The 12,932-nt window shown below is 35.2% G+C and carries 10 protein-coding genes; 2 read left to right on the top strand and 8 right to left on the bottom strand.

Annotated elements, in window-relative coordinates:
- From IEW94_RS05550 to IEW94_RS05585, 8 genes are all read right to left on the bottom strand, one after another.
- Positions 1-2,370 (bottom strand): multicopper oxidase domain-containing protein, encoded by a 2,370-nt coding sequence (locus IEW94_RS05550; RefSeq protein WP_166961739.1) that lies wholly within the window; start codon positions 2,368-2,370, stop codon positions 1-3.
- A 39-nt stretch (positions 2,371-2,409) separates the two neighbouring features.
- Positions 2,410-2,844, bottom strand: a complete 435-nt coding sequence (locus IEW94_RS05555) for a hypothetical protein (RefSeq protein ID WP_166961736.1) — start codon at positions 2,842-2,844, stop codon at positions 2,410-2,412.
- Between the two features lie 122 nt (positions 2,845-2,966).
- Positions 2,967-3,281, bottom strand: a complete 315-nt coding sequence (locus IEW94_RS05560; protein WP_166961733.1) for a P-II family nitrogen regulator — start codon at positions 3,279-3,281, stop codon at positions 2,967-2,969.
- A gap of 73 nt (positions 3,282-3,354) precedes the next feature.
- Complete coding sequence (locus IEW94_RS05565; protein ID WP_166961730.1) at positions 3,355-3,903, bottom strand: DUF3347 domain-containing protein; 549 nt, start codon at positions 3,901-3,903, stop codon at positions 3,355-3,357.
- A 24-nt stretch (positions 3,904-3,927) separates the two neighbouring features.
- A complete protein-coding gene (locus IEW94_RS05570) occupies positions 3,928-5,823 on the bottom strand; it encodes an efflux RND transporter periplasmic adaptor subunit (RefSeq protein WP_166961727.1) in 1,896 nt (631 codons plus the stop codon).
- A gap of 8 nt (positions 5,824-5,831) precedes the next feature.
- Positions 5,832-7,067 (bottom strand): TolC family protein, encoded by a 1,236-nt coding sequence (locus tag IEW94_RS05575; protein WP_166961724.1) that lies wholly within the window; start codon positions 7,065-7,067, stop codon positions 5,832-5,834.
- 22 nt (positions 7,068-7,089) lie between these two features.
- Positions 7,090-10,929, bottom strand: a complete 3,840-nt coding sequence (locus IEW94_RS05580) for an efflux RND transporter permease subunit (RefSeq protein ID WP_166961721.1) — start codon at positions 10,927-10,929, stop codon at positions 7,090-7,092.
- Positions 10,930-11,036: 107 nt separating this feature from the next.
- Positions 11,037-11,447, bottom strand: coding sequence for an HYC_CC_PP family protein (locus IEW94_RS05585; RefSeq protein ID WP_166961718.1), 411 nt, complete (start codon positions 11,445-11,447; stop codon positions 11,037-11,039).
- A gap of 256 nt (positions 11,448-11,703) precedes the next feature.
- Between IEW94_RS05585 and IEW94_RS05590 the strand changes: the two genes are divergently transcribed.
- A complete protein-coding gene (locus tag IEW94_RS05590) occupies positions 11,704-12,126 on the top strand; it encodes an HYC_CC_PP family protein (RefSeq protein WP_166961715.1) in 423 nt (140 codons plus the stop codon).
- 176 nt (positions 12,127-12,302) lie between these two features.
- Positions 12,303-12,884 (top strand): helix-turn-helix domain-containing protein, encoded by a 582-nt coding sequence (locus IEW94_RS05595; protein WP_166961712.1) that lies wholly within the window; start codon positions 12,303-12,305, stop codon positions 12,882-12,884.
- The last annotated feature ends 48 nt before the right edge of the window (positions 12,885-12,932 follow it).

Below are 12,932 nucleotides of genomic sequence, written 5' to 3' on the forward strand. Positions count from 1 at the left end.
TTAAAATCGAACTAATAGACCTCCTCCCCAGCCATATTTATTGTTATAATTTCCTTGTATGGAAAAATTACGGGAAAGAATGTAAGACGCACCAACCAGCCACTGGGTTTCACCTTGATACGATTTGTTATTCTCCAGATGGTTTACCCATCCAAAATCTGCTCTGTACTCGTATTCGCCTTCTAGGAATATTCTTGGAAAAATCAATAACTCTCTGTCCATACGTATTCTTGGGCGCAACTGATAATCTATACTCACATCTACATTAAATCTATATGGGGTAAAATATTTAATACCAACTAATCCTACTGTATTAAAAGTATCATAAGAATCTGGTGTTGATGTTTCTGTATTTACTCCTGCATAAATACGCACCCAATCATTGAGGTATCTATTATAATTTACTTCTATTTCAGCGTTTTGGCTATAATCAAACTCGCCACGCAAACTAAATTCATTTCTAATATTACTTGACGTTAAAAAGAGTTCATTAAAGTTTGAACCTGTACGAGCCAACCCCCAGGAGTAGTATCGATCTGTTTCATCTACAAGTTTTTGAACTGGAAAGTCGGTCATCCTTTTATCTCTAGGTGTATCATAACTAAACACCCGTGCCATACCCCCTACCAAATGGTACAAAATATGACAGTGAAAAAACCAATCGCCATACTCTTCATTATAAAATTCGATAACGACTTTTTGCATCGGTGGCACATTAACAGTGTGTTTTAATGGTGATCGCTCCCCATTTTCATTAATCACCCTAAAGTAATGACCGTGCAAATGCATTGGGTGGTGCATCATTGTAAGGTTATTTAACGTAATCCTTGTAACTTCACCACTTTTAATTTTAATCTTATCCGTTTCGGACAATGGCACTCCATTCATACTCCAGATATAACGCTGCATATTTCCTGTTAGATTGAGCAAGATGTCATTTACGGGTAAATCTGCATTATAAGTGGTATTTTCCTTGGCCTTTAAAAAATCATAGTTGAAATAGGTTTTACGAACATTGTAATCAAAAGCTGTTGTATCTTTTTGTATCTTGGGCATATCATTATTCATATGGTCTTTCATTTTGCCCATGGTTTCAGTATGGCTCATTGAGACCGATCCTGTTTTCGTTTCCTTCATTTTATCCCTAGTCATATGGTCATCCTCCTTGGGCCTCATCTCATCCTTCTTCATATTCATACCCATGTTCATCTGTCCATCTTTCATATCCATCTTCATTCCATATTTCTGCATCAAAACCTCTGGTGTCTTTTTCTTTTTATTTCCAACTATCGCAGGCGCACCCATCTTCATATCCATTTTTGCCATTTGCTTCATCATGGCTACTTTGTCTGGCCTACCTATTACAGTTGCTGGAAAAAGTTTTCCGCTTCCCAAGCGAATTGAGGTATTACCAGAACCATCCTGAGTTGTGGCGGTAATTTCTAAAATTCCTTCCGGAATAGTTACTATAACATCATAGGTCTCTGCAATTGCAAAAAGAAACCGGTTTTTATGAATTGGTGTTACATCAACGCCATCACTTGCAACGATCATCGGGTTGCCAGCACCAAAATCCATCCAATAGTAGGTAGAGGCAGAAGCATTTATAAATCGAAGTCTCACTTTTTCACCTGGTTTAAACTCTGGATATTCAGCAATTTTTTTACCATTTGACAAAAATGCAGGGTAGTATATATCTGCAATATCTGCACCTTCCATACGGTCCCGCCAAAATTTGAACTGTGCTCCCAGAGCACCTTCTTTAATTACCCTACTCAACGGTACTGCTGTTCCTTTTTTAACTTGATACCACTCGTTCCCTCTTTTTAAGTTACGTAGTACATTCATTGGTTTTTCATTGGTCCAATCAGACAATACCACTACCAAATCTTTATCATAATCCAAGGTTTTCTCTTTTGGCTGAATAACTATAGAGCCATAAACTCCCTTTTGCTCTTGTAAAAGTGTATGGGAATGATACCAAAACGTACCTGACTGGTTAATTGGAATTCTGTACTGGAATGTCTCACCGGGCTCTATAGGCGGTGTAGTTAAATAAGGAACACCGTCATAGAAATTTGGCAGTATCAATCCATGCCAATGCACAGACGTTTCTTCATCCATTTTATTGGTTACGTTGATTATGGCAAGGTCACCTTCATTAAATTCTAAAGTAGGTCCAGGAACACTACCATTTATGGTCATGGCATTGGCAGTAACACCACCAAGGGTCATTTTATTTTTATTTAAAGTAAGATTATACTCTTTTATAGGTCGTCCCTCTTCTTTTCTGTCTTTACCGTTTGTACCAACTTGAGCCAATGAGAATGAGGACCATAAAAATAAAAGTATAATATAAATTGATTTCATTTTTTTCGTTTTTCTTATCTTTCTATTATATAATTTAAACTATTTTTTATGAAATTTAAAATATTTTTTGTACGATTGTTCTGATTCAAAATAAAGAACATCATTATTGCCTTGGGGAGACAATACGATATAAGCTAATGCCTTATCTACTTCTTTTCCGGTAAGAGGATCTTTTGAATACCGAACTTCTCTTATGGATTTTAATTTCCCAACACAATCAGGGCAACAACCATAATAGGTTTTTCCCTCAAACACAACAGGAATTTGGTCAATACCCATAAATTTATTATTGACGTAACACACTTTACTTGATTCTATTTTTGCTGCTTGAGCGGATTTTGAAATCATTTTTGTTGGACTTTCAATCTGATTGGTGCCAACTGGTTCTTTTTTATTGTCCTGATTTTTACAACTGCTTATAAATGCGCTTATAAATAATGCGCTTATAAATAAATATTTTCTACTTGTTTTCATGATTCTATAAATTTATCATTGTGCCTGTTGAAGAAAAGAACCCGTTTTTAATAATTGAAAAACTATAATTAACAAATTATTTTTATAAGGTTTCCAAGCTCTTTTCTTAACAGGTCTTATTTTTAATCTCTTATTCTTACTTTTTGCTCTACATTGGTCACATAGATTAAGCCATCACCACTTTTACCTGTATGTGCATGTTCTTTTATTATCTTAACAATTGCATTTTCATCTTCTTTATTGCACACTATTTCTAATTTTGCAATCTTGTAGTGCAAAAAAGGATGTCTTAAACTTGGGTATTCTTTATCCGGATCAGAAAGTTTTCCTGAACCATCGCCTTCAAAAAGGCTAAAACAACAAAAACCGTTTTTTTGCAAATTTAATGCTACATCATTTACTCTATTTATGCGGAAAAATGCTTTAATTTCTTTCATGACTTTAATTTTAAGATTAAAAAGCTGGTTCCAAACTCGTAATAAAACGGACGGAACCAGCTATTGCTATTAATTAGATGGGCTTAAATGTTTCCTTTACACTACCACAGCCAGACATAGCTTTATCCATATATGGGTTCTCAATTTTATTGGAATTGGAAAACCAATATGAACCGCCATTATTTGCCATAGGACAAAACGTTTTAAATATTTCACCTTCTACGATGTTTCCTTTTAATAAAGGTTCGAATGCTGAGGATAGATCAGAAAACAATACACGTTGCTCCTTAATATCTGAAGTAGAAGCCAATTGTGTGGCAACTTGTGCTGCATCTGAAGCCTTTCCATAAGAATTTAATATCTCAACAAGCATTTTAGAAGTCATTTGAACTTTTGCGGCGTTTGTTTCTACCAAAGCTTCATTTATCATGGTATAGTGCATATACGCTTTAGTTAAATTTTCATCATTTAATTTAACCATGTTGTTACCATAGTGATTCATCATATCTTTATTTTGGTGTTCCATGTTCATTTTACTATGATCATGCTGTGCATAGGTGAAATTTGATACGCTTAATATAAAAGCTATCATTACTGCTGATTTCAATTTTAAATTTTTCATCTGTTTTTGTTATTAAAGTTTTTATTAATTTTCAATTATTGTTTTTGTGTCACCACAGGTCAGCATCTTTTTACCGAGATATGGATTATTGATTTTCTCGCTTAAACTCATCCAAAAAGCACCGTTATTATTATCGGCCATAGGGCAAAACTGTTCATATACTTTTTGGTTGACACCAAATAGTTTGACGGCTTTTGATAAATGGGCAGACAAATGCTTAAAATGGTCTCGTTGTTTATAAATATCATTTGTTTTGGATATCGAAAGTGCTGATGCATTTACTTCTTTACTAATGGTCATCCAATGGTTATGCGCTTCCATATCTGTTAATAATTTCATTTCAACCTTTTTCATGGAATTCAAGAGTTCACCTGCATATTTTTGGGCTGCATTAGCATCATCTTTGGTTAAAGCATCCTTAAGTAGGATATATTGATTGAAAACATTTTCTAATTGGCTTTTAAAATCTTTTGATACAGAAATTCGAGTATCCATTTTGGAATGGTCAACATCATTTTTCATTTTCATTGGATCCATTGTCTCTTTTGAAGTTTTCATGTTTTTCATTTCCTCGTCCGTCATTTTATTAGCTCCAGCTGATTTCTTTTTATCTCCACCCATGTCCATTCCTGGCATATTTGCCATACCTCCCGTGTTTCCTTTTTCGCCAGTTGGGTTCATCATGCTTTTTTGACCTAATAATTGGGCTGAGGCATCTATTCTAAAGACACCATTGGATGCCACTGTTTCTCCACCAACTAACCCATCTTTTACTATATAAAAATTCCCCATATCTTGGCCTAGGGTTATTTCCCTATATACAAACGAAATGGTTTTTTCATGAGGAACTTTTACATATACTACTGAGCGTTTACCCGTCCAAAGAACTGCTGATTTTGGAATTACAATAGCATCTTTAACATTGGTTAATTTGGCATTAATAATACCACTTGCATACATTTCTGGCAATAGTGCATTTGATGGATTTTGAAGCTCCACCCGTACTTTGGCAACCCTTGTGTTTGAAGACACAAAGGGATCGACATAAGTCACTTTCCCTTTAAACATTTTCCCGGGAATGGCATTGATGGTAAAATCTACTACATTACCAAGTTGTATCCATGGAATATCGGCCTCATATGCTTCGAACATGACCCAAACACTGCTTAAATTCGCAATATCAAATAATACACTTCCTTCTTTTATGTAATCCCCCAACTCCACATCTCTTTTCATGACATAGCCTGTATAATCAGATAAAATATCTATTTGCTCTTGTATCTTTCCTGATTCTTCTATGGCATCAATTTGAGCATCGGTCAACTTCCATAGTTTTAGTTTATTACGGGTTGCTGTGTACAATTGTGGATAGATGTCCCTTGAATTTATTGACTCAAAAAGTTCCTTTTGGGCGGATATCAATTCTGGAGAATAAATACGCACAATTTTTTGGCCTCTAACCACCTTCTCTCCTGTAAAATTAACGTATAGGCGTTCTATTCGTCCCGGAATGTGGGAGACTTGAGAAAATAACTTACGTTCATCAGGTTGGACTCTGCCCAGTAAACGAATTTCTTTTGTTGCACTTGCTTTTTCAACTAATGTGGTTTGAATATTTCCTAACTGAATAGCTTCTTCCGTGAGTACAATTTCATTTTCTGCAATTTTTTCCTCATTAGCATTAGAGCTTGCATCAAGCGGTATTAAAGTCATACCGCAAATTGGGCATTTGCCCGGTTTTTCCATACGAATCTGCGGGTGCATGGAGCAAGTCCACAATTTTGTTACTGGATCTTGAACAAGGTTGTGTTCACCGTCTTTATGTACGCCCTCTGAACCTCCTCCAGAAAACACATTTCCTAAAATGATTCCGATAAATAAAATACCGGCTGCAATGATGTAATTTTTATATTTTTTCATAATGTTTCTTATTTTCCTATTAAATAATCCATAAACGCTGCTGCAGCATTTTTATCGGTCAATGCCTTTTGCTGTTCCAATTCGTACTTTAACAACTGACGTTCAATACGCAAGACTTCTTCAAAATCTTTTGAATTTGTAGAGTAAGAAGTCATTAAAACATCCAAAACTTTTTTAGCTATTTCAGATTGTCTTCCATTTAAAGCTATACGCCTATTGCCATCATTGAACTCTTTAAGCGTGTTTTTATAAATGGTGCCCAATGTATTTTTTTTGTCTTCTTTTCGTGAAATTTCTGCCTCCTGCATATATTTCGCCTCTGTAATCATTGCCTTATATTTTTTGCGATATAAAGGGATGGTAAGACCTACAGAAGGAAACATAAATACATCCTTACCATTATCGGAAGCGATTGACGATGGGTTTTTTCCAACAACGGTATACCCTAATCCAATATTGAACTTTGGAAGCCCTTCTTTTTTGGCCACAATTTCTTGGTTTAAAAAGGCATTAAGTTTATGATCAATACTTTTAATTTGATGATTTGATACATAAATTTCATCAAGCATTTTTAATTGATCTAGAGGAATTTCGTCTTGCCATAATAGCTCTGGTACCATTATTTCTGATGTATCTTCCCTATTTAATAGGTTATTGAACTTTACCTGTAATACATCTTTAGTGTCTAAAAATAATGCCAATTGATTTTCAAGATCATTCAATTCCAACTCCACACGGAGCTCATCGACAATGGATGCTTTACCTGCTTCTATTTTCACCAAAGAAAGTCGTTTAAAAACTTGCAATATCTCCACATTATCTTTGGTTATCTGTATAGCTTTCTCAATAAAATAGTAGTTGTAATAAGCTGTTTTCACCTCAAAAAATAAATTGGATTTTGCGTTTTCAAAGACTTCATATTTGGCCTTTGCCATTTCAGTGGCCACATCTTCTTTAGCACTCAACAACCCAAACCAAGGAAAGCTTTGTGATAAATTGAAAGTTGCTCTTTGAGGGCCTACCCTGGTTTCTGGTGATTGAATAAAATAACCAAACGCAACTTGAGGATCAGGTAAAGTGCCTACCTGAGGCACTTTTTCCATGGCAGCCATATAATCACTGAACGATGCTTTTAACTCAGGATTATTCTCAGCTGCAATTTTTAGATAATTTTCTAATACTGATTGGCTAAAAGTGTTCAAACTTAGTAGCAACAAGCAGCCAAAGAAAATTATTTTATACATTTTTATTATCATCTTTTTAAGTTTAAGATTGTATGTTTTTTTGTTGTTTCTTTAAACCATGTTCTTTCCACATACTGTATAAAACAGGAACTACAAACATGGTCATCACTTGCAACAGCATGCCTCCAAAGGAAGGAATTGCCATAGGGACTACAACGTCGGCTCCTTTTCCAGTGGCCGTGAGGACAGGAATCAAGGCAATAATGGCCACAGCTGCCGTCATCATTGCTGGCCGTACCCTTTTAGACCCTGCATGCAGAACAGAAGTCCTTACACCTTTAACGGTATTTGGCTTTTCCTCTTCAAAGACCTGGGTTAAGTAGGTTCCCATAATAACCCCATCATCGGTAGCAATGCCAAATAGCGCAATAAAACCTACCCACACTGCTACACTGAGATTAATAGTGTGCAACTGGAACAGATCGCGCATATAGACTCCAGCAAATTTGAAGTTTAAAAACCAGTCCTGTCCATATAACCAGATCATAATAAAACCACCAGCAAAAGCAACAAAAATGCCCGTAAATACCATTAACGATGGCAATAAATTCTTGAATTGGAAATATAAAATCAATAGGATAAGAATCAATGAAATTGGCACGACCAACATCAACCGTTTAGACGCCCTGATTTGATTTTCATAGTTCCCAGTAAAACGGTATGTTACCCCTGCGGGTAATTTAAATTCACCCGAATCCATTTTCTCCTTTAGCAACTTCTGCGCATCTTCAACCACATTGGTCTCGGCATTGCCTTCATTCATATCAAAAATTACGTATCCCGTTAAAAAAGTGTCCTCACTTTTTATTACCTGAGGTCCGCGAACATATTCAATGGATGCCAGTTCACCCAACTCTACTTGTACCCCAGCAGGTGTTGGTATTAAAATTTTCTTCAAATCATCAGGATTGTCCCTATACTCACGTGCATAACGTGCCCGAACCGGGAAACGTTCCCTGCCTTCAACGGTAGTGGTTAATTGCTTGCCACCAACAGCGACCGATAGTTGCATTTGCATATCCTTAATTGTTAAACCATATCTAGACATGGCTTGTCGATTTAATTTCATTTCCAAATAGGGTTTACCAACAACCCTGTCGGCAAAAACGGTAGACGGATTTATACTGGGAACTTCCTTTAACAGGTTTTCCAATTCAAATCCTGTTTTTTCAATGGATTCCAATGTTGGTCCAAATACCTTTATGCCCATGGGGGCCCTCATGCCCGTAGACAACATAATCAATCGTGTTTGAATAGGTTGTAATTTTGGGGCCGATGTCAAGCCTGGAAATTTGGAATGTTTTACAATTTCATTCCAAATGTCATCCGCTTTTTTAATTTTTGGGCGCCATTGTCTAAAGTACTCACCATCCTCATCTTCAATCAATTGCTCTTTAGTTATTTTTCTGAACTCATCCTTACCATACTTATACGTTGTACCATCTCTTAAAACAAATGCATCATGTTTATCAACTTTAAAACGCACTCTTCTTCCATCAGCATCTATTATGTATTCAGGAATATAATTTATGGTATTTTCATACATCGAGGTTGGCGCTGGATCCAATGCCGAATTGACACGCCCCCATTTACCAACAGACGTTGCTATCTCGGGAATAGAGTTCATGTGCTTATCTATGCTCGCAATGACCTCCATGTTTTCAGTTATTCCAGAGTGAGGCATGGTCGTTGGCATTAATAGAAAAGAACCTTCATCTAAAGCGGGCATGAATTCCTTTCCAACCCCCGGAAACGAATTTTCAGCACTTTTCCAAACATCAGTGTCTTTTATAAAATTTGGCATAAAACTGAACGTTTTGCCAAAACCCAACCAAATGGTAATACCAAAGAACACCACAATTATTGGAATTGACAGGAATTTCCATTTATTTTCTAAACACCAAGCTAGAACTGTTGAATAAAAATGAACAATAGTCATCAAAAGTCCTAAAACCGTTCCTACAATAATAATTACGAATATGAAATTTACAAATGTAGAGTTGGAAGCTCCCAAAGGCATCCATTCAATCGTTAAAAAATAAACCACTGTTAATACGGTAATACCAATATTGATGTAATTGGCAATTTTATCCGAATACGGTAGTTTTATTCTGTTTTTCAAAAATGTTCTTTCCGGTACTTGCGTCAATAAATTATTGGCCCCAAATGCGATTAAGGCGAGGGCAATATAACTTCCATAAGCTACTAAAAACACGATACCAAAACCAATTAAAATAGAATTGAATATGCGGCTTGTTTTCCTTTTATCTAATTTTATGGAAAATAATACCTGTGCAATGGCAGGAATAAATAGTATGCCAATAAACAATGAGGATACCAAGGCAAATGTTTTGGTAAAGGCCAAGGGTCTGAATAATTTTCCTTCTGAGGCCTGCATGGCAAACACGGGTAAAAAACTTACTATGGTTGTTGCCAATGCGGTCATGATGGCAGAAGCGACTTCTACGGTTGCCACATAAATTACTTGTACCAATTTTTTACCACCTATATGCTCGTTTTCGGGCATCTCAAGATGCCTTATGATATTTTCGGTAAACACAATACCAACATCCACCATCACACCTATAGCAATGGCAATCCCAGAAAGTGCCACAATATTGGCATCTACATTAAAGAATTTCATCAATATAAAGGTCATTAAAACACCAACAGGCAGCAAGGTTGAAATCAAAACAGATGCCCGAAGGTTTAGCACCAATACAATTACAACTAGGATGCTTATCAAAATTTCGTGGGATAATGATGACTCTAGGGTTCCTAAGGTTTCCTGAATCAAACCTGAACGATCATAAAAAGGGACAATGGTGATTTTTGAAACTGTACCATCAGCCAGTGTCTTAGAGGGCAATCCTGGTGCAACTTCATCAATCTTCTTTTTAAGATTATGAATAACCTCTTGAGGGTTTGCTCCATAACGGGCGACTACTACACCACCAACGGCCTCTACACCACTTTTGTCCAATCCCCCTCTTCTGGTAGCTGGCCCAAATTGTATTTTTGCAACATCCTTTAACCGAATGGGCACGTTGTCATGTACAGTAACTACACTTTCTTCCAAATCGGATAGATTCTTAATGTATCCCAATCCACGAACCAAATACTCAACTTTATTAAATTCTAATGTACGCGCACCAATATCCAGATTGCTGTTCTTAACGGCGTTCATAATCATGTTTACGTTCACATTGTTGGCTTTCATGGCGTCAGGATCAATTTCCACCTGGTACTCTTTAAGGAAACCACCAACCGAGGCCACTTCAGAAACACCGCTTGTGGCCGTTAGATAATAGCGTACATAAAAATCCTGTATGGTTCTTAATTCCTGTGGATCCCAGCCACCTGTTGGTTTGCCAGTTTTTGGGTCTCTACCCTCCAACGTGTACCAATATACCTGCCCTAATGCCGTAGCATCTGGACCTAGTGCAGGTTTAACTTCATCAGGTATCGTTCCCGGTGGCAAGGAATTGAGTTTTTCTAGGATACGGGTTCTGCTCCAATAAAAATCGACATCATCATTAAAAATGATATAAATACTGGACAATCCAAAAATGGAATTGCTCCTAATTGTTTTTACGCCAGGAATTCCCAATAAGGCCGTTGTTAATGGATACGTAATTTGGTCTTCAATATCTTGTGGCGATTGCCCCATCCATTCCGTAAATACAATTTGTTGGTTTTCTCCAATATCTGGAATGGCATCAACGGGAACGGGACTTCGTTCAATCCATGAGGTTTCCCAATTAAATGGTGCCGTTACAATTCCCCCAATAATAAAGGCGAACAGCAACATGAATGTTATTAGCTTGTTTTCAAGAAAATAGCGAATGATTTTATTTAACATATAATTTAATTTTTAAACATTAGACATTGGTGTTATAAAAACACCGAATACTCGAAATCATCCTAATGGAAAATATCCATTGGATAATACAGTCTATTGTTTAAAAATCAAATTAAATAAGTCTCATCAAGCTTGTAGATTTGCTTGATAACTAGTGGAGGTCTATATGACCTAAATGAAGTTACATTTTCATTATTGTCTTCAAAAAGGTTAACATATGTGTATACAAATAAAGCCACAAACTGTTGTTGGTGGAGCGTTAAATTATCAAAAGATGTGTTTAGTTCATCTTGACCTTTAACAGTAATCTGTTTTTCAGAACAACAATTCTTATTGATAACCGAATAGTCAGTATTTGTATGCTCCATATCCATGCCACAAGATTTAGCTTTATGGAATATTGCAACATCAACCAATGTATCACCACAATAGTGCATGTCTATAGTAAAAGATATTGTTGATAACAGCACTAAAAGTGCCATACAAATAGATAATATTTTGAACAAGAATTTTTTCATTATCATTACAAAACTACAAAAATTTCAGCATCTTGGCTTTATTTAACATATATTTTGGATATATAAAACATTCTTTATTTTAAGCTACGGTTTTTAAAATAAAAAAAATTACAAAATATTTTTTACTTTATTCGCTCAAATATTGAGATACAAATAAAAGAGTAAAGTTAGATACATAAAATGATATATATCATATTTTTGTTTAACCATAAGAGATATTTTTGAATGTTAACCAAAAATATGTTAGCTTTATAAAGTGAAATCTTTTTTTTCTAAAATACTATCTTTCCTTTTAGCAGCTTTAATATTGCTAACAACATCTTCTTTTAGGGTTAATATACACTATTGTGATAATGAATTAGTCAGCATGGCTTTTTTTGGTAAAGCTAAAGTTTGCGAAGATTATATAGAGAAGAATGATTTTTCAGTTAAAAACTGTTCTGCACTTCATGAAAAGGATTGTTGTGATAGTCAAACAATTGTTAAACAAGCTGATAATGTTTTCGAAACCTCTAAGAGTGAACTTAGGATTCAAACCATTGTTTTCCTTAACACCTTCTATTATACTTACCAAAACTTATTTGCAGAGAAAGAGAAAAATTTAGTTCCTTTTGATAATTATCGACCACCATTGCTGACTAAGGATGTACAAATTCTACTCGAGACTTACTTAATTTGATTTTCTTCATTGTAGATTGAATTCAATCTGCACATTATATTATAATAGCCAAATATTACTTCTGGCAAAAAATTGTTGTTCCTAATTCTCAACAATATAATTTACCCTACTAAACCTGTATAGTCTTAGCCATATTAAAATTGGACATGATGTACAACGACAAAACATAAAATATTATGAGTTCACCAAAAGAATTTTGGATAAAAAACATGGTCTGCAATCGTTGCCTCAAAGTAATCAAACAAGAATTACAAGAGTTGGGTTTAACTGTATTGTCATTAGAATTAGGAAGGCTTTTAGTAGAGGCCACGAACAAAACAGATAGTAATATCACAGGGGATGTCACAAAAGTGCTTCTTTCCAATGGGTTTGAAATTGTAAAAAGCGAAGAAGAAATGCTTTTAGAAAGAATCAAAATAATCTTGATTGAGCAATTACAAGAATTACCTCTAAACATTAAAGTGAAAACTTCAGAATTATTGTCCTCTGCATTAAATCGTGACTATAAAACATTGAGCAAATTGTTTTCTGCCAATGAAAAAACAACCATTGAAAAATATTTTATTAAACTGAAAACTGAAAAAGCAAAAGAACTCATCCAACTTAAACAACATTCTTTTTCAGATATAGGCTATTTGTTGGATTACAGTAGTGTCAACCACTTGTCACGCCAATTTAAAGATGTTGTTGGAATGAGTATGACTGACTATAAAAACGCAGAAAACTGGAAACGAAATTTCTATGATGAAATTATATAGATAAGATCGAAAATTATATAGCATAAGAAGGACGTCTATAACTAAATT

It is taken from the genome of Yeosuana aromativorans (assembly GCF_014646655.1).
GTDB lineage: Bacteria > Bacteroidota > Bacteroidia > Flavobacteriales > Flavobacteriaceae > Yeosuana > Yeosuana aromativorans.

Bases quoted from the DNA above. Each gene is read 5' to 3' on its own strand.
- IEW94_RS05550 (WP_166961739.1), bottom strand. From the start codon at position 2,370: ATGAAATCAATTTATATTATACTTTTATTTTTATGGTCCTCATTCTCA.
- IEW94_RS05555 (WP_166961736.1), bottom strand. From the start codon at position 2,844: ATGAAAACAAGTAGAAAATATTTATTTATAAGCGCATTATTTATAAGC.
- IEW94_RS05560 (WP_166961733.1), bottom strand. From the start codon at position 3,281: ATGAAAGAAATTAAAGCATTTTTCCGCATAAATAGAGTAAATGATGTA.
- IEW94_RS05565 (WP_166961730.1), bottom strand. From the start codon at position 3,903: ATGAAAAATTTAAAATTGAAATCAGCAGTAATGATAGCTTTTATATTA.
- IEW94_RS05570 (WP_166961727.1), bottom strand. From the start codon at position 5,823: ATGAAAAAATATAAAAATTACATCATTGCAGCCGGTATTTTATTTATC.
- IEW94_RS05575 (WP_166961724.1), bottom strand. From the start codon at position 7,067: ATGTATAAAATAATTTTCTTTGGCTGCTTGTTGCTACTAAGTTTGAAC.
- IEW94_RS05580 (WP_166961721.1), bottom strand. From the start codon at position 10,929: ATGTTAAATAAAATCATTCGCTATTTTCTTGAAAACAAGCTAATAACA.
- IEW94_RS05585 (WP_166961718.1), bottom strand. From the start codon at position 11,447: ATGAAAAAATTCTTGTTCAAAATATTATCTATTTGTATGGCACTTTTA.
- IEW94_RS05595 (WP_166961712.1), top strand. From the start codon at position 12,303: ATGAGTTCACCAAAAGAATTTTGGATAAAAAACATGGTCTGCAATCGT.